At 71.6% G+C, this 21,206-nt stretch carries 19 protein-coding genes and 1 riboswitch; of the genes, 6 read left to right on the top strand and 13 right to left on the bottom strand.

Annotated features, from left to right (window positions below):
* The first annotated feature begins 19 nt into the window (after positions 1 to 19).
* Complete coding sequence (locus ABZ464_RS06525) at positions 20 to 844, top strand: HAD family hydrolase (protein WP_359271781.1); 825 nt, start codon at positions 20 to 22, stop codon at positions 842 to 844.
* Between the two features lie 43 nt (positions 845 to 887).
* Here ABZ464_RS06525 and ABZ464_RS06520 read toward each other — a convergent pair whose 3' ends face one another.
* On the bottom strand, positions 888 to 1,367 hold the full coding sequence (locus tag ABZ464_RS06520) for a transglycosylase SLT domain-containing protein (protein ID WP_359271779.1): 480 nt from the start codon (positions 1,365 to 1,367) through the stop codon (positions 888 to 890).
* A gap of 3 nt (positions 1,368 to 1,370) precedes the next feature.
* Positions 1,371 to 1,560: riboswitch (cyclic di-AMP (ydaO/yuaA leader) on the bottom strand.
* 432 nt (positions 1,561 to 1,992) lie between these two features.
* Here ABZ464_RS06520 and ABZ464_RS06515 point away from each other — a divergent pair.
* The 4 genes from ABZ464_RS06515 to ABZ464_RS06500 all read left to right on the top strand — a co-directional run bounded on the left by ABZ464_RS06515 (position 1,993) and on the right by ABZ464_RS06500 (position 6,472).
* Positions 1,993 to 3,003 (top strand): polyprenyl synthetase family protein, encoded by a 1,011-nt coding sequence (locus ABZ464_RS06515; protein WP_359271776.1) that lies wholly within the window; start codon positions 1,993 to 1,995, stop codon positions 3,001 to 3,003.
* A 253-nt stretch (positions 3,004 to 3,256) separates the two neighbouring features.
* Positions 3,257 to 4,588, top strand: a complete 1,332-nt coding sequence (locus ABZ464_RS06510) for a DUF2092 domain-containing protein (RefSeq protein WP_359271775.1) — start codon at positions 3,257 to 3,259, stop codon at positions 4,586 to 4,588.
* Between the two features lie 50 nt (positions 4,589 to 4,638).
* Complete coding sequence (locus ABZ464_RS06505) at positions 4,639 to 5,583, top strand: ABC transporter ATP-binding protein (RefSeq protein WP_359271772.1); 945 nt, start codon at positions 4,639 to 4,641, stop codon at positions 5,581 to 5,583.
* Positions 5,570 to 6,472: an ABC transporter permease gene (locus ABZ464_RS06500; RefSeq protein WP_359271770.1), complete on the top strand. Its 903-nt coding sequence runs from the start codon at positions 5,570 to 5,572 to the stop codon at positions 6,470 to 6,472. The genes ABZ464_RS06505 and ABZ464_RS06500 overlap by 14 nt, the downstream gene beginning before the upstream one ends.
* 3 nt (positions 6,473 to 6,475) lie before the next feature.
* On the opposite strand, the gene ABZ464_RS06495 is transcribed toward ABZ464_RS06500, so the two are convergent.
* The 3 genes from ABZ464_RS06495 to ABZ464_RS06485 all read right to left on the bottom strand — a co-directional run bounded on the left by ABZ464_RS06495 (position 6,476) and on the right by ABZ464_RS06485 (position 8,852).
* Complete coding sequence (locus tag ABZ464_RS06495) at positions 6,476 to 7,060, bottom strand: NAD(P)H-dependent oxidoreductase (protein WP_359271767.1); 585 nt, start codon at positions 7,058 to 7,060, stop codon at positions 6,476 to 6,478.
* A 44-nt stretch (positions 7,061 to 7,104) separates the two neighbouring features.
* Positions 7,105 to 8,247, bottom strand: coding sequence for an amidase (locus tag ABZ464_RS06490; RefSeq protein ID WP_359271764.1), 1,143 nt, complete (start codon positions 8,245 to 8,247; stop codon positions 7,105 to 7,107).
* A gap of 71 nt (positions 8,248 to 8,318) precedes the next feature.
* Entirely contained in the window at positions 8,319 to 8,852 is a 534-nt protein-coding gene (locus ABZ464_RS06485; protein ID WP_359271761.1) for a hypothetical protein, read from the bottom strand.
* 192 nt (positions 8,853 to 9,044) lie between these two features.
* Between ABZ464_RS06485 and ABZ464_RS06480 the strand changes: the two genes are divergently transcribed.
* Positions 9,045 to 10,454, top strand: a complete 1,410-nt coding sequence (locus ABZ464_RS06480) for a tetratricopeptide repeat protein (protein ID WP_359271759.1) — start codon at positions 9,045 to 9,047, stop codon at positions 10,452 to 10,454.
* Positions 10,455 to 10,462: 8 nt separating this feature from the next.
* Here ABZ464_RS06480 and ABZ464_RS06475 read toward each other — a convergent pair whose 3' ends face one another.
* The 9 genes from ABZ464_RS06475 to ABZ464_RS06435 all read right to left on the bottom strand — a co-directional run bounded on the left by ABZ464_RS06475 (position 10,463) and on the right by ABZ464_RS06435 (position 20,929).
* Positions 10,463 to 11,404: a M28 family metallopeptidase gene (locus ABZ464_RS06475; protein ID WP_359271756.1), complete on the bottom strand. Its 942-nt coding sequence runs from the start codon at positions 11,402 to 11,404 to the stop codon at positions 10,463 to 10,465.
* A 154-nt stretch (positions 11,405 to 11,558) separates the two neighbouring features.
* Positions 11,559 to 12,035, bottom strand: coding sequence for a VOC family protein (locus ABZ464_RS06470; RefSeq protein WP_359271754.1), 477 nt, complete (start codon positions 12,033 to 12,035; stop codon positions 11,559 to 11,561).
* Positions 12,036 to 12,065: 30 nt separating this feature from the next.
* Complete coding sequence (gene rarD / locus ABZ464_RS06465; protein WP_359271752.1) at positions 12,066 to 13,016, bottom strand: EamA family transporter RarD; 951 nt, start codon at positions 13,014 to 13,016, stop codon at positions 12,066 to 12,068.
* Between the two features lie 144 nt (positions 13,017 to 13,160).
* Positions 13,161 to 14,015, bottom strand: a complete 855-nt coding sequence (locus ABZ464_RS06460) for an SDR family oxidoreductase (RefSeq protein WP_359271749.1) — start codon at positions 14,013 to 14,015, stop codon at positions 13,161 to 13,163.
* Between the two features lie 142 nt (positions 14,016 to 14,157).
* Positions 14,158 to 15,210 carry a 2-oxoacid:ferredoxin oxidoreductase subunit beta gene (locus tag ABZ464_RS06455; protein WP_359271747.1) on the bottom strand — a complete coding sequence of 351 codons (1,053 nt, stop codon included), beginning with the start codon at positions 15,208 to 15,210 and terminating at the stop codon, positions 14,158 to 14,160.
* Complete coding sequence (locus ABZ464_RS06450) at positions 15,200 to 17,152, bottom strand: 2-oxoacid:acceptor oxidoreductase subunit alpha (protein WP_359271744.1); 1,953 nt, start codon at positions 17,150 to 17,152, stop codon at positions 15,200 to 15,202. Before ABZ464_RS06450 ends, ABZ464_RS06455 begins: the two co-directional genes overlap by 11 nt.
* Before the next feature lie 274 nt (positions 17,153 to 17,426).
* Positions 17,427 to 18,098 carry a response regulator transcription factor gene (locus ABZ464_RS06445; RefSeq protein WP_359272236.1) on the bottom strand — a complete coding sequence of 224 codons (672 nt, stop codon included), beginning with the start codon at positions 18,096 to 18,098 and terminating at the stop codon, positions 17,427 to 17,429.
* 188 nt (positions 18,099 to 18,286) lie between these two features.
* Positions 18,287 to 19,681: a sensor domain-containing protein gene (locus ABZ464_RS06440; protein WP_359271741.1), complete on the bottom strand. Its 1,395-nt coding sequence runs from the start codon at positions 19,679 to 19,681 to the stop codon at positions 18,287 to 18,289.
* 81 nt (positions 19,682 to 19,762) lie between these two features.
* A complete protein-coding gene (locus ABZ464_RS06435) occupies positions 19,763 to 20,929 on the bottom strand; it encodes a sensor domain-containing protein (protein ID WP_359272233.1) in 1,167 nt (388 codons plus the stop codon).
* Positions 20,930 to 21,206: the final 277 nt, after the last annotated feature.

Below are 21,206 nucleotides of genomic sequence, written 5' to 3'. Positions count from 1 at the left end.
GGATCCGTATTCTCTGATCATGGCCGCACCCACCGCATATGCCGAGCGCACCGCGTACTCCCTCGTCGCCACCGACCTGGACGGAACGCTGCTGCGCGGCGACGACACGTTCTCCGACCGGTCGCTGGACGCGCTCGCGCGGGTGGCGGCGGCCGGCGCTCGCCATCTGGTGGTGACCGGCCGGCCCGCGCCCCGCGTACGACCGCTCCTGGACCGCCTGCACAGCAGGGGGCTCGCGGTGTGCGGACAGGGCGCGCAGCTGTACGACGCCGGCGGGGACCGTCTGCTGTGGTCGGTCACCCTGGACCGGGAGCTCGCGGAGACCGCGCTCGGCAAGATCGAGGCCGAGGTCGGGCAGGTGTACGCGGCCGTCGACCAGGACGGCGTCGACGGGCTCACGCTGATCGAGCCCGGCTATCTGATGCCGCACCCGACCCTGCCCGCCCTGCGCGTCGAACGCCGTGACGACCTGTGGTGCGAGCCGATCAGCAAGGTGCTGCTGCGCCATCCGACGCTCTCCGACGACGAACTGGCCTCGACGGCCCGCGCGGTGGTCGGCTCGCTCGCCACCGTCACCATGTCCGGGCCGGGCACGGTGGAGCTCCAGCCGTGCGGGATCACCAAGGCGACGGGACTGGCCCTGGCCGCCGAGCACCTGGGCCTCAGGCCCGAGGACACCATCGCCTTCGGGGACATGCCCAACGACATCCCGATGTTCGACTGGGCCGCCCGCGGGGTGGCGATGGCCAACGCCCATCCGGAGCTCAAGGCGGTGGCCGACGAGGTGACGACGTCGAACGAGGACGACGGCGTGGCCGTCGTCCTCGAACGTCTCTATCCGTAGCCGCGGGCCGGCTCAGTACGCGCCGAACCCGGTGCGGGCCGGCTCAGTACGCGCCGAACACGTTGTCGATCGAGCCGTACCGCGCGGCCGCGTAGTTGCAGGACGCGGTGATGTTCGCGACCGGGTCGTACGAGTCCCAGGACGTGCCGGAGACGTGGTACGCGTTGAAGGTCGGGTCGATGATCTGCAGCAGCCCCTTGGACGGGGTGCCGGCGGCCGCGTTGGAGTCCCAGAGGTTGATCGCGTACGGGTTGCCCGACGACTCCCGGATCACGTTGCGGTAGATGCCGTTGTAGGTGCCGGGGATCCCGTGCTGCGCCATGACCTGGAGCGAGGCGCGGATCCAGCCGTCGAGGTTGTTGGCGTAGCCGAGGCTGGAGGCGGTGGCCACGGTCGGGGTGGCCGCGGAGGCGGTGGTCGCGCCGAGGATCGGCAGGGCGAGCACGGTGACGCCGGTGGCGGCGACGGCGAGCGTGCGGGCGAGGCGGCGGGAGCCGCGGGCACGGCGGGGCTGAGCAGGCATGGCGAAGTTCCTCTCCGTCGCCTGCGAGGTGAGCTGTCGGGTTCGGGCGGGAGCTGCCCGGCCGTGCCCTCACGGACACGGCTTCACCCCGAGCCGTACCGGTCTGTCCGGGGCATGCCCAAAGGCACGGCCCGGCTCGACCGGTACGGCGACTTACCTGGTTCCCCCGCTCCTGCCGTGGTGTTCTCGGTGGGTGTCCGGGCGGCGGCAGGATTAGGCGTCCGCCCGACAGGCCGGGAACGTATGCGAGAGCACATGTCCGGAACAAGTGGCAGATTCACGATCAACCCTTTTGACCATGGTCTGTGGCCTATGAGGCACTTGATCCTTTGTGGTTGCAAACCGTCAACTCGGTTGAGTGGGTGCGGGATCGGGGGTGCGGCCCGCGGGGGTCTGTCCGCCAGGGGAGTGAGACAACTCACCGGCGTCCACAAGAGGGGCGAATCGGGCAATAAACCCAGATGGCGGCTTAAGGGGTGCCCCTTCTCATAGGGCCTGTCCGGGCTGTAACCGTGGGGGCTCGCGGTGATCGAAACCTGACCGGATACGCTGACTTGAGTGAGCGCAGAGACCTATCGACAAACCGCGTAGCCGCCGATAGACACCAGCAGACAGGAGACTCCTCGTGACCGTCGTCGAGCCGTTTGGGCTGAGCGTGCGGGACCAGGCTCTGGAAGCCGATGTCCAGGCCGGATTGGCGGCTGTCGAGGAAGGCTTGCTCGAGGCCACCAAGAGTGAGGTCCCGTTCATCACGGAGGCGGCCCAGCATCTGCTGCGGGCCGGTGGGAAGCGGTTCCGGCCGCTGCTCGTGATGCTCGCCGCGCGCTTCGGCGACCCGTACGCGCCGGGGGTCGTCCCCTCCGCCGTCGTCGTCGAGCTCACCCATCTGGCGACCCTGTACCACGACGACGTGATGGACGAGGCCGCGGTGCGGCGCGGGGTGCCCAGCGCGAACGCCCGCTGGGGCAACTCGCTCGCCGTCCTCACCGGCGACTTCCTCTTCGCGCGCGCCTCGCACATCCTGGCCGACCTCGGCCCGGAGGCGGTGCGGGTGCAGGCGGAGGCGTTCGAGCGGCTGGTCACCGGCCAGATCCTGGAGACCGCGGGACCGGTCGACGGCCGGGACCCGGTCGACCACTACCTCGACGTCCTCGGCGGCAAGACCGGCTCCCTGGTGGCGGTGTCCTGCCGGTTCGGCGCGATGATGTCGGGCGCCGACGAGACGGTGGTGGACGTGCTCACCCAGTACGGGGAGCGGCTCGGGGTCGCGTTCCAGCTCGCCGACGACGTCCTGGACATCGCCTCCGACTCCCACGAGTCGGGCAAGACGCCCGGCACGGACCTGCGCGAGGGCATCCCCACCCTGCCCGTGCTGCGGCTGCGCGAGCGGGCGGCCCAGCAGGCGCTGCCCGAGGACATCGCCCTGTGCGAACTCCTCGACTCCGACCTGAGCGACGACGCCAAGCTCGCCGAGGCGGTCGCGGCCCTGCGCGCCCACCCGGCCCTGGAGCAGGCCCGCCGCGACACCGTGCGCTACGCCGAGGAGGCCCGCGCCGCGCTGGCCCCCCTCACCGAGTGCGACGCGAAGGCGGCCCTCATGGGGCTGTGCGACGCGGTGGTCCACCGCGCGGGCTGACGCCTCCGAGGCCATGCGCCGGTGGTGCCGCCCCCCGACCCCTACGGGTCGAAGGATCCCGACGTCCCCCGTGTCATACCCCAGGTGTACGCGGAGTTGAGTCCGTGGGGTGACGCCTCCTCATGTGGGATTTGGTCAGATGGGAATCACGGAAAACACCACTCCTCACCGATTCGGGTGAGAATGGCGGCACGGGGTGGGGACGCTCTCCGTGAGATGACCAGCCGCCGCCGACGACGGAGGTAAGGCAGACATGGCACCGAACGCAACCGACGACAGCACGACCGCCGGGGAGACGGACGACCTGCGCGTCGGGCGGCGCAAGGCCGTGCGGTACGTCGTCCCGGTCACCGTGATCGGCGTCGCCGCGGCGACGATCGGCCTGGTCCCGGCGCTCGCCGACTCGGGCGACCCCGACCTGCCGAAGATCACCGCCCAGCAGCTCCTCGACAAGATCGCCGCCTCGGACGTGCAGCAGCTGTCCGGCACCGTGAAGATCACCACCGACCTGGGCCTGCCCGACCTCGGTGGTCTGGAGAGCGGCCTGCTCGCCGGTGTCGCGGGCAACGGCGGTGACGGATCGTCCGCCGATCCCTCCACCAAGCTCACCGAGCTCGCCTCCGGCACCCACACCCTGCGCGTGGCCGCCGACGGCCCCGACCGGCAGAAGCTCTCCCTGGTCGAGAAGGCCGCCGAGTACAGCGTCATCCACAACGGCAAGGACGTGTGGGGTTACGACAGCGCCTCCAACGAGGTCTACCACGCGACCACCGACGAGAGCGCCGGCGAGAGCGGGGAGGACGCGCAGCCGCCGGCCACCCCCAAGGACCTCACCGAGGACGCGCTCAAGGCGGTCGACGACACCACCTCCGTGACCGTCGACGGGACGGTCCACGTCGCGGGCCGCGACGCCTACAAGCTGCTGATCAAGCCGAAGCAGTCCGGCTCCACGGTCGGCGCGATCAGCGTGGCGGTGGACGCGAAGACCGGGCTGCCGCTGAAGTTCACGCTGACCCCGTCGAGCGGCGGCGCCGCCGTCGTGGACGCCGGCTTCACCCAGGTCACCTTCGCCAAGCCCGCCGCCTCCACCTTCGACTTCACCCCGCCCAAGGGCGCGAAGGTCACCGAGGCCGACGAGGCGCCGCAGCACTCCGCCAAGCCGGGCGCGTCCGACGAGGACCTGCCCGAGGACCTGCCCAAGGACCTGCCCAAGGACCTGCCCAAGGACCTGCCCATGGACCTCGAAGGCCTCGAAGGCCTCGACGGGGCGGACGGCCTCGGCGTCGGCGAGGAGCCCGGGGGCTTCGACGTCCTCGGCAAGGGCTGGACCTCCGTCGCCGTCATCGAGACCGGCGGCAAGGGCGTCCCCTCCGACTCCGAGCTCAACTCCGAACTCGGCTCCGACGCCGGCGGCGCCCTCAGCGGCTTCCTCGGCTCCTTCGGCGACAAGGTCAGCGGCAAGTTCGGCTCCGGCACCGTCTTCTCCACCCGTCTGATCAACGCCCTGGTCACGGACGACGGCAAGCTCTACGTCGGCGCGGTCACCAAGGACGCCCTGGTGAAGGCGGCGGACTCCGCGAAGTAAGGGGGCCTGCGGAGCCCGCAGGCCCGGGGAAGCGAGCGAAGGGGCAGCCCATGGATGACGACGACTCATCCGTCATCCACACCCACGCCCTCACCAAGCGCTACCGCGGCGGCCAGCTCGCCGTGGACCGCCTCGACCTCACGGTCCCGGCGGGCAGCGTCTTCGGCTTCCTCGGTCCCAACGGCTCCGGCAAGACCACCACGATCCGCATGCTGATGGGTCTGATCGAGCCCACGTCCGGTGCGGCGCGCGTCCTCGGGCAGCCCGTGCCCCGGGCCGCGCGCACCGTGCTGCCCCAGGTCGGCGCACTGATCGAGGGCCCCGCGCTGTACGGCTTCCTCTCCGGCCGCGACAACCTGCTGCGCTACGACGCCGCCGACCCGACCGCCGACCCCCGCACCCGGCGGACCCGCGTCGCCACGGCGCTGGAGCGGGTCGGGCTGACGGCGGCGGCCGGAAAGAAGGCCAAGGCGTACTCGCTCGGCATGAAACAGCGGCTGGGCCTGGCGGCCGCCCTGCTCCAGCCGCGCCGGCTCCTCGTCCTCGACGAGCCGACCAACGGCCTCGACCCGCAGGGCATGCGGGAGATCCGATCCCTGGTGCGGGAGCTGGCCTCGGACGGCACGACCGTCTTCCTCTCCTCCCACCTCCTCGACGAGATCGAGCAGGTGTGCACACACGTGGCGGTGATGGCACAGGGCCGGCTGATCACCCAGGGCCCGGTGGCCGAGCTGGCGGCGGGCGCGCGCGGCCGACTGGTGGTGATCACCCCCGACACCGCCGAGGCGGCCCGGGTGCTGAAGGAACAGGGCGCGGCGGACGTGACCTCCGACGAGGACCGGGTCGCCGCCGAGCCCCCGGACCGCGATCTCGCCGAGGTCAACGCCGCGCTGGTGACGGCCGGCGTCCGCGTCCGGGGCTTCACCGTCGAACGCGCCTCCCTGGAGGACGCGTTCGTGGCACTCACGGGGGAGGGCTTCGATGTCGCGGGCTGAGGCGCCGACCGCCGGAGTCGTCCGCGGACCGAACCCCTTGTGGTCCCTCGGTCTGCTCCGCAGCGAACTGCTGATCACCTTTCGCCGCTGGCGCACCCTCGCGCTGCTCGGCGTCCTGGCGGCCGTACCGGTCCTGATCGGGATCGCCGTGCGGATCGAGACCGGCGACGGCTCCTCCGGCGGACCGGGGGGACCCGGCGGTGGCGGCGGAGACGGCGGCCCGGCCTTCATCGCCCAGGTCACCAACAACGGTCTGTTCCTGGTCTTCACCTCGCTGGCCGCGACGCTGCCGTTCTTCCTGCCCATGGCCATCGGCGTCATCGCGGGCGACGCGATCGCCGGCGAGTCGAACGCCGGCACCCTGCGCTACCTCCTCGTCGCCCCCGCCGGCCGCACCCGCCTCCTCCTCACCAAGTACGCGACCGTGCTGGCCTTCTGCCTGGTGGCCACCCTCGTGGTCGCGCTCTCGGCGCTGACGGTGGGCGCGCTGCTGTTCCCCTTGGGAGACGTCACCACCATCTCTGGTACGACGATCGGTTTCGCCGACGGACTGGGCCGGGCCCTGCTGATCGCCCTGGTCGTCGCCGCCTCACTGACCGGGGTGGCGGCACTCGGCCTGTTCGTCTCCACGCTGACCGGCAGTGGGATCGCCGCGATGGCGACCACCGTGGGCCTGCTGATCACGATCCAGATCCTCGACCAGATCCCCCAGCTCCACGCGATCCAGCCGTACCTCTTCTCCCACTACTGGCTGTCCTTCGCCGACCTGGTCCGCGACCCCGTCTACTGGGACGACCTGATGAAGAACCTCGGCCTCCAGGCCTTGTACGTGGCGGTGTTCGGCTCGGCGGCCTGGGCGCGGTTCACGACGAAGGACGTCACGGCGTAACCCTCAGCGCGTCTCGTGGGGGAAGCGCGCGAGCGGGGCCCCGCCCCCGAAGAACGACTTCGCACGGGCCAGCGCCTCGGTGTCGCCGAGCACGTCACCGGGCTTGCTGCCGTTGCCGAGCAGCACCCCGCCGAACCGCATCCCCAGATAGGCGGCGGAGTTGTTGAGCGTGCCGACCAGCGGATCGGCGACCGAGGCCGCCGGGTCGGCGAGCACGGTCACCCCCCAGAGCGTGCGCCCGGCCATGGTGGCCCGGAAGTCGAGGCCGGGGGTGCGCAGCCAGCCCGACCAGTGGTCCAGGTAGCGCTTGACCTGGGTGGACACCGAGTACCAGTAGAGCGGCGAGGCGATGACGACGTCCGTCGCGGCCAGGGTCGCGTCGAGCAGCGCCGCGAGATTCCCCTCGGTGGGCCGGACGTGGTCGCTGTCGTGCCGCAGGTCCGCGAAGTCGGGCAGCGGGCGCTCGGCGAGGCTGAACCAGGTCTGCTCGACGGAGGGGTCCAGCTGCTCGGCGGCCCTGCGGGCCAGCGCCTCCGTGTTGCCGTCCGTGCGACTGCTGCCCAGCACGAAGAGAAAACGGCGCTCCATGACTCCCCCAAATGATCGGCGTACGGTAATAAACCGCGCCTGCATCATATGCGCATGCAAGTATCCAGGGGAAGGGCCCCGGCGGTCTCGGCCGCCCGGGCCACCGCCAGCAGCGTCTCCTCCCGCCCCGGCGCGGCGACGAGCTGCACCCCCACCGGACAGCCGTCGGCCCCGATGCCCGCCGGGAGACTGGCCGCCGGATGCCCGCTCAGATTGAACGCCCAGGTCAGCGCGGTGGAGTACCGCTCGCCCGGCCCTTCGTGACCGTGCGCCGCGTTCGGGGTGGTCGGCGTCAGCAACAGGTCGGCCCCGGCGAACAGACCGGCCAGCCGCCGATCGTTGACCTCCCGGATCCGCCCGGCCTCGCCGAGGCCCCCGGCCCCCGACCCGCGCAACGCGAGCCAGGCCGGCGCGGGATCCTCCAGCCGTACGTCCGCCTCACCCGCCGACAGGCGTACGACACCGGCGGCGACGAGCCGCTCGACGGCAGCCCGGGCGAGGGCCAGCGGCTCGGGGTCGGGACAGGCGGAGGCGAACCCGAGATCGGGGGAGAAGACGGCGGTGACCGGCGAGGGCGCGGCGGCGAGGGGTGAGGGTGTTGGCCGCTCTTCCGTCGTCATCCCCTTCGGCGTCCCCGTCATCGCCCGCCAGTACGCCGCCGCGTCCGCCGCGTACCGCACCAGCACGCCCGGGGCCGCGAGGCCCGTACGGTCCGGGGACGGGAGTCGGCCGTTCGTCGTCTTCAGGCCGATCACCCCGCACCAGGCCGCCGGGATCCGCACCGAGCCCGCCCCGTCGCTGCCCGTCGCCAGCGGCACCAGCCCGGCCGCCACCGCCGCCGCCGACCCGGCCGAGGACCCGCCCGGCGTACGGTCCGCCCGCCACGGGTTGACGGTACGGCCGTACGCGCCGACGCCCCAGGTCTGCCAGGGCGTGCCGGGACCGGGCACCGCCGTCGCCCCTACCGGCACACAGCCCGCGGCGAGCAGCGGCCCCGCCGCCCGCAGCCCGTGCCGCCCCTTGACCCCGATCGGCACCCCGGCCAGCGGCAGCCGCTCACCCGCAGCGACCCGCGCGTCCACCGCACGCGCCCGCTCGACGGCCTCCCCCTCCCACACCTCGGCGAAGGAACTCAGCGAGGGGTCCACCCGGGCGATCCGCGCCAGCGCCTCCGCGACCGCGTCCACGGCCCGCAGCCGCCCCTGCCGTACGGCCGAGGCGATCCCGACCGCCGACGGCGCCCGGCGGGCCTCCCCTTTCAGCGCCTGATCCCCGTGAGCCGGGCCAGCGCCTCGGTCTCCCGGGGCGGCCCGCCCCCCAGGTCACCGAGGCGCCACTCGGTCACCCACGGCACACGGTGGACGTCGACGGCCGACTCGAGGACCCGGATCTGCTGGACCAGCGGCCGCGGCAGCCGCCCCGGCGCATCGGCGACCAGCACCACCGCGTCCAGGTCGAGCCCCTGGGGAGCCTCTCCGCGCCGGAAGACCTCCAGGGCGCGCAGGGCCGACTCCAGCCCGGTCGCATGCGTACGCGCCACGAGCAGCACGGACGGGGGATCACCGGGGGCGGGCCAGTCCCGTCCGCAGTCGTGGCCGCCGTAGACCGCCGCGAGCGTGGAGGCGCCGGCCCCGCCGTGCGTGGCCAGCCAGGAGAAGCGGCGGGGAGCGGACAGGTACGGTCCCGGTACCGGCTCCGGTACGGGAACCGGACCGCGCAGCCAGATCTCCGGCCCGAACCGCTCCGGCCCCGGCTGCCCCGTCGGCGCCTGAGTCGTCCCCGTCGTCCGCATGGCCGTACCCCCTCCTTCTGGTCGCCGTCCCCTCCGGGGCGCTCCCGGCAAGTCCGGCGCGGGTCCTTGGAACGAGGCTGTGACGTCGTGGTGACGCGCCGGCCGGGAGCGAACGGAGAGACTCAACAGTACGTGCACGCGCACGCGTACCTGGACGACCGGAGCGTGACGACGCATCCGAGTGAGGAACCGATGTCTCGACTCAGCCGTGAGAAGAAGCGGGAACAGAACCGCACCGGGCGGCCCAACGCCGTGGTCGCACCGCTCGACGTCCACGTCCGCACAGGCGGCCCGGCGACGATAGGCGGAGTACCGGTCGCGGCGGCCGACGGCGAGGAGATCCAGCACGCCGTCCTGGGCCACCTCCACCGCATCGCCCTCGCCACCGGACACCCCGTCCTCGCCACGGTCAACGACGAACGCATCGGTTACGTCGTCCCCCTCCGCATCGAGACGGACGGCTCCAGCCACTTCACGGCGGAGCCCCTGCGGGCACCGGCGGTGTCCTCGGCACAGCTCACGTCGGCGGCTCAGGTCGCCCCGGCGGCACCCACGGTGGCCCTTCCGGTCCTGGGCACCCCGAAGGCCCCGGCCGCGCCCGAGACCCCGGTGAACCCGTCCCCGAAGGCCCCGGCGACCGCCCCCGAGGAACCCCGGCACGACAAGCCCACGCACGTCCTGCGGCAGGTCCGCGCACCGGAAGAGCCGCAGGACGCCATCCCGCTCCCGCTCCCGCCCCTCCCGCAGGAGCCGATCGCGACCCCGGCCCCGACCCCCGGTACGGTCGTTGCCCCCACGGGAGTCTTCGGACCGCCCCCGGCCATGGACCCCCACCCGGAACCCGGAGCGCCCGCCGCTCCCGAACACGCCCCGGAGCACGCGCCGTCCCCTTTTCCGGAGCACGCCGTGCAGCCCGCGGCCCGGGACCGGGCCCCGGAGCCGGCTCCGCAGCCCTCCCCGCTGCCCTTCCCGGAACCCGCGCTCAACACCCCCGAACCGGGGCGCAAGCCCCTCCTCACCCCGGCCGCCGTCCTCGACCCCGACCCCAAGCCGACCCCCGCCCGTGGCTTCGACGCCGTGGCGGAGGCGGTCCTCGGTGACGACCCCCGCACCCTCCCCGGCGCAGACGGTGCCCCCGCGCTGCTCGGGGAGCCGATGGCGCAGATCAACGAGGCCGTGCGGGCCGGACGGATAGACGTCGCCGCCGGACTCGCCGAGCGGACCGTGCTGGAGGCCTCGGGAACGCTGGGGCCGGAGCACCCCGAGGTACTCCGGCTCCGTGAGCTGGGCGCGTACATCGCCTACCTGGCGGGCGACCCGTTGCGTGCCTTCCACGTCTCCCTCGACCTGGCCCGGATCCACCACCGCGCCCAGGACGGCGAGGCCGCGTACGGCAACGTCCAGAGCGCGGCTGCGGCCTGGCGCGCCGTGCGCGACCCCTTGCAGGGCCTGAACCTGGGGACCGAACTCCTCGGCCTGTGGACGGAGCTGACCACCGAGGAGGGCCCGGCCGCCGACGACGTCGATCAGTTGGAGTCGGCCCGCGCCCGGATGCTCCGGCTGGCGGAACGCGCCCGCAAGTCCGGAGCACAGGGTCTGTAGCCCACGACTCAGGACGACAGCGTCCACACCGCGTACGCGAGCGCGTCCGCGTTGCGGTCCAGGGCGGTGTCGTTGATGTTGGCGGTGGTGTCGCAGGAGGAGTGGTAGCAGCGGTCGAAGGCCTGCCCGGCCGTACCGCCCCACTTGGCCGCCTGCGCCGCCGTCTTGATGTAGTCGGCGCCGCTGAACAGACCGCCCACCGGGATGCCCGCGTTCTTGAAGGGCGCGTGGTCGGAGCGGCCGTCGCCCTCGGTCTCGATCTCCGTCGCGACGCCGAGGCCGGCGAAGTAGTCCTTGAAGGTCTTCTCGATGGTCGGGTCGTCGTCGTAGACGAAGTAGCCGGGGTTGGGCGAGCCGATCATGTCGAAGTTGAGGTAGCCGGTGATGCGGGCGCGGTTCGCGGAGGAGAGGTTGTTGACGTAGTACCGCGAGCCGACCATGCCCAGCTCCTCGGCGCCCCACCAGGCGAACCGCAGATGCTTGGTGGGCTGGTAGCCGGCCCGGGCCACGGCGAGGGCGGTCTCCAGGACGGCCGCCGAACCGGAGCCGTTGTCGTTGATGCCCGCCCCCGCGGTGACGCTGTCGAGGTGGGAACCGGCCATGACGACCTGGTTGGTGTTGCCGCCGGGCCAGTCGGCGATCAGGTTGTAGCCGGTGCGGCCCGAGGACGTGAACTGCTGGATGGTGGTGGTGTACCCGGCGGCGTCCAGCTTGGCCTTCGCGTAGTCGAGCGAGGCCTTGTAACCGGCCCGGCCGTGGGCGCGGTTGCCGCCGTTGGCGGTGGCGATGGACTGCAGCTGGGCGAGGTGGGCCTTGACGTTCGCCACGGGGATGTCGGGGGCGGCGGCCAGGGGTGCGGGCGCCGCGCCGGCTATCGACCCTCCAGTCAGGAGCATGACAATCGAGCAGGCGCAGGCGGCCGCCGTACGCCCGGGAACCGAGAGCTTCATGTGGGGGGCTCCGAATTCCGCGGGAATCACAGGGATTCCACAGTGAATGGGGTTCCAGGATGGTGAACGCTCCACCAACGGCGCGTCAAGAGCGCTATCAGGACAGGAGGTTCACATTCCGGACGCCTCCGCGGAATTCGTAGCCCCGGCGCGCCTAGTGCACGCAGAATTCGTTGCCCTCGGGATCCGCCATCACCACCCACGCCCCGGACGGCTCCTTCACCTCCCGCAGCACGCTCGCCCCCAGCGCCCGCAGCCGCTCCACCTCCTCGGCCCGCCGCCCCTCGCCGGGGTGCAGATCGAGATGCAGCCGGTTCTTCACCGTCTTCGCCTCCGGCACCCGCTGGAACAGCAGCCGCCGCCCCAGCCCGGTCCCGCTGTCCGCGTCGAACGGGTCCTGCGGATGGCGTACGGCGATCAGGTCCCGGAAGGCGGGCCGGCCGTGGAACTCCACCGTCGCCGCCCCCGGCAGCGCACCGGCCGCCAGCAACCGCTCGATCAGCGCGCTGTTGTCCTCCACCGCGTAGTGCAGCGCCCCGGCCCAGAAATCGGCTTGGGCGTGCGGATCACCGGCGTCGACGACGAGCTTCCAGTGGACGGGCGCGGGGGCGGGTGCGGGTGTCTGCGTCATGCCGACCACTCAACCAGGCCCCCGGCCGGGTCACACGTCCACTGCGGCGGACGGCACCTGGGAAACCGGCGGCACCTCGACGGACACCCTCGGCTTCCGTGCGGAGCGCCACGCGTCGGCCGTCAGCAGCACCAGCGCCAGCCACACCAGCCCGAACCCGGCCCAGCGCTCGGCCGGCATCTCCTCGCCGAAGTAGACGACCCCGAGCAGGAACTGGAACACCGGCGCCAGATACTGCAACAGCCCCAGCGTGGACAGCGGCACCCGGATGGCGGCCGCCCCGAAACACACCAGCGGCAGCGCGGTGACGATGCCGGTCGAGGCCAGCAGGGCCGCGTGACCGGCGCCCTCGGAGGCGAAGGTGGAGCCGCCGTGCGCCGACAGCCACAGCAGATAGGCCAGCGCCGGCAGGAACTGGATCGCGGTCTCGGCGGCCAGCGACTCCACCCCGCCGAGGTTGACCTTCTTCTTCACGAGACCGTACGTGGCGAAGGAGAACGCGAGACAGAGCGAGATCCACGGCGGACGGCCGTATCCGACGGTCAGCACGAGCACCGCGGCCAGACCGACGCCGACCGCCGCCCACTGCACGGGCCGCAGTCGCTCCTTCAGGATCAGCACGCCCATCGCGATGGTGACCAGCGGATTGATGAAGTACCCGAGGGAGGCCTCCACCACGTGCCCGGAGTTCACGGCCCAGATGTAGACGCCCCAGTTCACCGTGATGACGGCCGCCGCGATCACCACGAGACCGAGCCGGCGCGGCTGCCGCAGCAGCTCCCCGGCCCATGCCCAGCGCCGTACGACGAGCAGGGCCGCGGCGACGAAGGCGAGGGACCACACCATGCGGTGGGCGAGGATCTCCACCGCCCCGGCCGGCTTGAGCAGGGGCCAGAACAGGGGGACCAGCCCCCACATCCCGTACGCCGCGAAGCCGTTCAGCAGACCTATCCGGCCCTCACCCTTCGACGACCCGGCCACGGGCGCCCCTCCTTCTCGCGTCCTCGCGTGCCTTCACGCACGCGTGCACGAAGGTAACGCCGAAGACCCCCGTCCGTCATGCCCGTATCGCCATACGGTCATGACAGGCGGGGGTGAGGAGGCCCGGCGGCTCCGCGGCTCCGGTCAGCCCTTGAGCGCGGCCGCGATCGTCTCCGCGAACGGCGTGGTGGGACGGCCCGCCAGACGCGAGAGGTCGCCGGAGGAGACCACCAGCTCACCCTTGGCTATCGACGCGTCCACGCCGACCAGGATCGCGGCGAACGGCTCCGGCACCCCGGCACCGGTCAGGATGCCGGTCAGCACCTCGGCGGGCACGGCGTTGTAGACGATCTCCTTGCCGGTCTGCCGGCTCAGCTCGGCCGCGTACTCGGCGAAGCCCCACGCCTCGTCGCCGCCCAGCTCGTACGTCTGGTTCTCGTGGCCCTCGCCGGTCAGTACGGCGACGGCGGCGGCCGCGTAGTCCGCGCGGGAGGCCGAGGACACCCGGCCCTCGCCGGCGGCCGTGACGACGGCGTTGTGCTCCAGGACCGGGGCGAGCTGCTCGGTGTAGTTCTCGTGGTACCAGCCGTTGCGCAGCAGCGCGTACGGCACGCCCGAGGAGGTCAGCGCCTTCTCGGTGGCACGGTGGTCGTCGGCCAGCGCGGCGGTCAGCGAGCCCGGCGCGCTGGTGTACGCCAGCAGTGCGACCCCGGCGGCCTTCGCGCGGTCGATGACGACCTGGTGCTGCGCCGGGCGGCCCTTGTCGAACTCGTTGCCCGAGATCAGCAGTACCTTGTCGCCGGCCGCGAACAGGCCGTCGAAGGTCTCGGGGCTGTTGTAGTCGGCGACCGCGATCTTCACGCCGCGCGCGGCGAAGTCGGCGGCCCTGGCCTCGTCGCGCACGACGGCCGTGATCTGCTCCGCCGGAACCTTCTCCAGCAACTGCTCCACGACGTGGCGGCCGAGCTTTCCGGTGGCTCCGGTGACGACGATGCTCATGGCTCAGGAACTCCTAGGGGGGTAGCGGGTCTGCCACCCACCCTAGGAGAAGCGCTAACTGAGCGAAAGTACCCACTTCAAAGTAAGGTACTGGTGTTGAGGTAAGTGCCTCTGATCTGCGGTGCTCACGCTCGACGGCTGCTCAGCCGACGACCGTCCAGGTGTCCCCGCCCGCCAGCAGCGCGGCCAGGTCGCCCTTTCCGTGCTGTTCGACGGCCGTGTCGAGCTGGTCGGCCATCTGGGTGTCGTAGACCGGCCGCTCGACCGAGCGCAGCACACCGATCGGGGTGTTGTGCAGGGTGTCGGGGTCGGCGAGCCGCGAGAGCGCGAAGGCGGTGGTCGGGGACGCGGAGTGCGCGTCGTGGACCAGGACGTCCCCCTCGTTCTCCGGGGTCACGGCGACGACCCGCAGCTCGCCGGTCGCCGCGTCCCGTACGACGCCCTTGCCCCCCTCGGCCCCGAACCGGATCGGCTGCCCGTGCTCCAGCCGGATCACGGCCTCCTCGGCCTGCTGCTTGTCCTTGACCGCGTCGAAGGCGCCGTCGTTGAAGATGTTGCAGTTCTGGTAGATCTCGATCAGCGCGGTGCCCGGGTGGGCGGCGGCCTGCCGGAGCACCTCCGTCAGGTGCTTGCGGTCGGAGTCGATGGTGCGGGCGACGAAGGAGGCCTCGGCGCCGATCGCCAGGGAGACCGGGTTGAAGGGCGCGTCCAGGGACCCCATCGGCGTCGACTTGGTGATCTTGCCGACCTCGGAGGTGGGGGAGTACTGGCCCTTGGTGAGGCCGTAGATCCGGTTGTTGAAGAGGAGGATCTTGAGGTTGACGTTGCGGCGCAGGGCGTGGATGAGGTGGTTGCCGCCGATGGACAGCGCGTCGCCGTCACCCGTGACCACCCACACGGACAGGTCGCGGCGGCTGGCGGCGAGGCCGGTCGCGATCGCGGGGGCACGCCCGTGGATGGAGTGCATCCCGTACGTGTTCATGTAGTACGGGAAGCGCGAGGAGCAGCCGATGCCCGAGACGAAGACGATGTTCTCCCTGGCCAGGCCCAGCTCCGGCATGAAGCCCTGGACGGCGGCCAGGATCGCGTAGTCGCCGCAGCCCGGGCACCAGCGCACTTCCTGGTCCGACTTGAAGTCCTTCATGGACTGGCGGCCTTCGGCCTTGGGCACGAGGGAGAGTGGCTCAGTGGTCATGGATGGCCTCCTTGAGCGCCGCGGCGAGCTGCTCCGCCTTGAACGGCATGCCGTTCACCTGGTTGTAGGACTGGGCGTCGACCAGGTACCTCGCCCGGATGAGGGTGGCGAGCTGGCCGAGGTTCATCTCGGGCACGACGACCTTGTCGTAGGCCTTCAGTACCTCGCCCAGGTTGCGGGGGAAGGGGTTCAGATGCCGCAGATGGGCCTGCGCGACCGCTTCCCCGGCCGCCCGCAGGCGTCGTACGGCGGCGGTGATCGGCCCGTACGTCGACCCCCAGCCCAGCACCAGGGTTCTCGCCCCGTCCGGGTCGTCTACCTGGAGGTCGGGGACCTCGATGCCGTCGATCTTGGCCTGCCGGGTGCGGACCATGAAGTCGTGGTTGGCGGGGTCGTAGGAGATGTTCCCGGAGCCGTCCTGCTTCTCGATGCCGCCGATGCGGTGCTCGAGCCCGGGGGTGCCCGGGATCGCCCACGGCCGGGCCAGGGTCTGCGGATCCCGCTTGTACGGCCAGAAGACCTCGGTGCCGTCCTCCAGGGTGTGGTTCGGCCCCGACGCGAACTGCACCCGCAGATCGGGCAGCTCGTCCAGCTCGGGGATGCGCCAGGGCTCGGAGCCGTTGGCGAGATAGCCGTCGGAGAGGAGGAAGACGGGAGTCCGGTAGGCGAGGGCGATCCGCGCGGCCTCCAGGGCGGCGTCGAAGCAGTCGGCCGGGGTGCAGGGCGCGACGATCGGCACCGGCGCCTCGCCGTTGCGCCCGAACATCGCCTGGAGCAGGTCGGCCTGCTCGGTCTTGGTCGGCAGCCCGGTCGACGGACCCCCGCGCTGGATGTCGACGACCAGCAGCGGCAGCTCCAGCGAGACCGCGAGCCCGATGGTCTCCGACTTCAGCGCCACCCCCGGCCCCGACGTGGTGGTGACGGCGAGGGACCCGCCGAAGGCCGCCCCCAGCGCGGCGCCGATCCCGGCGATCTCGTCCTCGGCCTGGAAGGTGCGCACCCCGAAGTTCTTGTGCCGGCTCAGCTCGTGCAGGATGTCCGAGGCCGGGGTGATCGGGTACGACCCCAGGAACAGCGGCAGATCGGCCTGCCGGGAGGCCGTGACCAGCCCGTAGGAGAGGGCCAGGTTCCCGGAGATGTTCCGGTAGGTCCCGACGGGGAACGCCTTCGCCGCCGGTGCGACCTCGTAACTGACCGCGAAGTCCTCGGTCGTCTCGCCGAAGTTCCAGCCCGCCCGGAACGCGGCGATGTTGGCGGCCGCGATGTCGGGCTTCCTGGCGAACTTGGACTTCAGGAACTTCTCGGTGCCCTCGGTCGGGCGGTGGTACATCCACGACAGGAGGCCGAGCGCGAACATGTTCTTGCTGCGCTCGGCCTCCTTGCGGGTGAGGTCGAATTCCTTGAGAGCCTCGACGGTCAGAGTGGTCAGCGGGACCGGATGGAGCTGGTAACCGTCGAGGGAACCGTCCTCCAGCGGCGAGGCCGCGTACCCCACCTTCTGCATCGCCCGCTTGGTGAACTCGTCGGTGTTGACGATGATCTCGGCGCCGCGCGGCACGTCCGCGATATTGGCTTTCAGGGCCGCCGGATTCATCGCGACCAGCACATTGGGTGCGTCGCCCGGGGTGAGGATGTCGTGGTCGGCGAAGTGGAGCTGGAACGAGGAGACGCCGGGGAGAGTGCCGGCGGGCGCGCGGATCTCGGCGGGGAAGTTCGGCAGCGTGGACAGATCGTTGCCGAACGAGGCCGTCTCGGAGGTGAAGCGGTCACCGGTGAGCTGCATACCGTCACCCGAGTCACCCGCGAACCTGATGATCACCCGGTCGAGACGGCGTACGTCCTTCGCCGTCGCGCCCGGTTTGCGCTGTTCTCCCACGACGGTCCCGTCGGCCTGCTCGGCCTGCCCGGTCTGTCCCGTTGCGCTGCTGACCCGACTGGTCACTGAACTGGACCTCCCTCGAGGTGGCTGTCCCGGAGGGGTCTTCGCGAAGGCCCTCCCTGGATCAACCCTACGTCTGTAAGGGTCACCTTCCCTCGGCCGTTCGTATGACGGTCATTGCCCTGAGACGGCCCGGCACCCCGACTTGTCATGATTTCCCGCCCCGCGATGTCGCTCTGGTAGACGCACCGTCCGAGTTCCCCGGTTCACGCGGGGAACGACCTCCAGCGCGGCTCCGATCACCTTCGAGTCACCGTCGAGCCACAGTGCCATCCGGTCAGGAATTGAGATAGGTGAGTACCGCAAGAACCCGACGGTGATCCCCGTCACTGGGTGACAGCCCGAGCTTCAGGAAAATATTGCTGACGTGCTTCTCGACGGCCCCGTCGCTGACGACCAGCTGACGCGCGATGGCGGAGTTGGTCCGCCCCTCGGCCATCAGCCCCAGCACCTCCCGCTCACGCGGAGTGAGCCCCGCGAGCACATCCTGCTGACGACTGCGCCCCAGCAACTGCGCGACGACCTCCGGATCGAGCGCGGTCCCCCCGGAAGCCACCCGCACCACGGCGTCCACGAACTCCCGCACCTCGGCGACCCGGTCCTTCAGCAGATACCCCACCCCATGACTCGAACCGGCCAGCAGTTCGGTGGCGTACCTTTCCTCCACGTACTGTGACAGCACCAGCACACCGAGCCCCGGATGCTCCTTGCGCAGCCGTACGGCGGCCCGCACCCCCTCGTCGGTGTGGGTGGGCGGCATCCGCACATCGGCGACGACGACGTCGGGCAGCGCCCCCTCGTCATGCAGCTCGGTGATCGTCTTGAGCAGCGCCTCGGCGTCCCCGACCCCGGCCACGACCTCGTGCCCCCGATCGGTGAGCAACCGGGTCAGCCCCTCCCGCAACAGCACCGAATCCTCGGCGATGACCACCCGCACCCTGTCCTCCACGCTCCCGGCCCCCCAGCCGTCCACCCGTCAAGTCGAACACCTCCAGCATTCCAGCAATGAGGCGTCCCGCACCTGGCAATGGGTGCGATGGCGGGGAGGACGGCGCGAAGGGGACGGGGGCGGCGAGAAAACGTGGGTGTCCTCCCGAACGGGTCTGAACGGGTCTGAACGGGGCCAGCCGATTCGGCTCACGCTCGCCAGGGCAACTCCGCCGTGACCCTCGTAGGTCCCCCCACCGGCGAATCCACCACCAGAACCCCGTCCACCGCATCCAACCGCTCCGCCAGCCCCGCCAGCCCCGACCCGCCGGAGGCCTCCGCACCCCCCACCCCGTCGTCCACCACCTGCAACATCAACCGATCCTCCACCCGCCACACATCCACCGAAGCCGACCGGGCCCCGCTGTGCTTGCTCACGTTCTGCAGCAGCTCCGACACGGTGAAATAGGCGATCCCCTCGATCGCGGCCACCGGCCGCGCCCCCAGATCCACCTCCACCCGCACCGGCACCGTGCACCGCGAGGCCACCGCCGACAGCGCCGCGTCCAGCCCCCGGTCCGTCAGCACCGCCGGATGGATCCCCCGCGCCAGATCCCGCAGCTCCTGCAGCGCCGTCTTCACCTCACCGTGCGCCTCGTCCACCATCCGCGCCGCCGCCTGCGGATCCTCCCGCAGCTTCTCCTTCGCCAGCCCCAGATCCATCGCCAGCGCCACCAGCCGGGCCTGCGCCCCGTCGTGCAGATCCCGTTCGATCCGCCGCAGATCCGCCGCCGCCGTGTCCACCACGACCCCACGGTCCGACTCCAGCTCCACCACCCGCGACGCCAGCCGCGACGGCCCGAGCAGCCCGTGCACCAGCAACCGGTCCACCGTCGTCAGCGCCCGCACGATCCACGGCGTCGCCAGCGTGACGAGCAGCCCCACCGACGCCGTGACGGCGATCTCGAAGGGGTTGTCCAGATACACCCGGTGGTGGTCGTCGCCGTACAGCTGAAGCCCGTCCTGCCCGGCGTACATCGGGAACACCCAGAACCACAGCGGATACGTCAGCATCGTCCAGCCGAACACCCACACGGTGACCGTCACACAGAACGAGAACACCGCCCACGGGAACTGCACCAGCACGAACAGCACATGCCGCCACGAGCTCCCGCTCTTCAGCACGGCGCCCATCCACGCCATCACCCCGGCCCGCCCGTCCCGCCCCCGCACCCGCAACGGCTCCGGATCCCGCACCGGAAGCCCCAGCAGCCCCCGCGCCCGCGCCCGCTCCAGCGCCCCGAAGCCCCGGCAGGCCGCCAGCCCCGCCGCCAGCACCGGGATGCCGAGGAACGTCACCAGCAGCCCCGCCCCGACCGACAGCATGGTCACCGTGAAGACGAACAGCACGACGCTCACCGGGAAACCGAGCAGCACATAGGCGAGCTCACGCCAGTGCCGCCCGCTGACCGGCTCGAGCAGCACGGCCGGCAGCCGACGCCGCCGAACCCCGTGCGACCCCTTGTCCTCACCGTCGTACCGCTCGTACGGCTCGTACCCCTCGTAACGCCCGTACTGCCCTGACTGCCCGTGCTGCGTGGCCATCGGCGCCGTCCGTTCTGCTCGTCTCCTGCCCTATCTCCACCCTCCCCGGCGCCGCCCGCAGGGGCCATGGAGGCCGTCGGCCTATGGAACGGGGGGTTTTCCCCACCCCTCCGGCTGCCGCTCCCGCCACGGCAGCTCCGCCGTCACCGTCGTGGGACCCCCCACCGGCGACTCCACGACGAACACCCCGTCCACGGCGTCCAGCCGCTCCGCGAGCCCCCGCATCCCCGTCCCCGCGTCGAGCCGCGCACCGCCCCGGCCGTCGTCCCCGACCTGGATGAGCAGCCGCTCGTCCGTCCGCCACACATCCACCGACGCCGACCGGGCCCCGCTGTGCTTACTGATGTTCTGCAGCAGCTCCGAGACGGTGAAATAGGCGATCCCCTCGATGGCCTGCGCCGGTCTGGCCGCCAGATCCACGGTCACCTTCACCGGCACCGTGCACCGCGAGGCCACCGCCGACAGCGCCGCGTCCAGCCCCCGGTCCGTCAGCACCGCCGGATGGATCCCCCGCGCCAGATCCCGCAGCTCCTGCAGCGCGAGCTTCACCTCGCCGTGCGCCTCCTCGACCATCGCCGCCACCGCCTCGTCGGCCCGCCCCTCGTGCAACTTCTCCTTCGCCAGCCCCAGCCCCATCGCCAGATTGACCAGCCGCGCCTGCGCCCCGTCGTGCAGATCCCGTTCGATCCGCCGCAGATCCGCCGCCGCCGTGTCCACCACGACCCCACGGTCCGACTCCAGCTCCGCGATCCGCCGCTCCAGCTCGTCGGACGGCGACAGCAGCGCCCGCACCATCGCCCGGTCCACATTGGTCAGCCCCCGCGCCAGGTACGGCAGGACCGGCCACAGCACGAACAACGCGGGGACGACGACGCCGAAGGTGAGGATCCCCCACGGCAACCGGATGAAGTCGTACAGCACCGTGCGCCAGGCCACCGGATCCTTCAGCGCCAGCCACATCTGCGCGACCGGCCCGCCCGCCCTGCGCCACGGCAACGGGCTCGGCTCGTCGATCCGCAACCCCAGCAGCAGCCGCGCCCGCCCCCGCTCGAACCGGCCCACCAGCCGCGCCCCCGCCAGCCCGAGCGCCAGCAGCGGCAACCCGACCACGGTGATGGTCAGCGAGGCCCCCGTGAACAACACCGTCATCACATAGACGAACCCGAACAACGACATCGGCAGGTTCGCCAGAAGATGCGCGATCTCCTTCCACGTCTGCACATCGAGCGCGGGCTTCACCGGCGGCACCTCGTCGTCGGGCCGCCCACCCCCGGGTCGGGGGCCGTCGGGTCGGGGGCCGTCGGGTCGAGGGCCGGGGGATCGGGGGCCGCCGGGCTGGTGGGAAGTGGTCATACGGGTTAGCGTGCCGCGCCGCACGCCCCCGCGCCATGAGGTTCCCCGCCCCGGCCTCCTGGGGAAAACCCCCGCCCCACGGTCCAAGGTGTGACGGGCTGCTTACCGTCCCTTTATCAGGGCCTAGACTCCGTGCGTACAGATCGTCGAAGAGGCCCGAGTGGCCGAAGAA

This window comes from Streptomyces sp. NPDC005820 (assembly GCF_040630255.1).
Lineage (GTDB): Bacteria > Actinomycetota > Actinomycetes > Streptomycetales > Streptomycetaceae > Streptomyces.
Note: the sequence above shows the minus strand (reverse complement) of the source record. Positions and strands in the feature narration are given on the sequence as shown.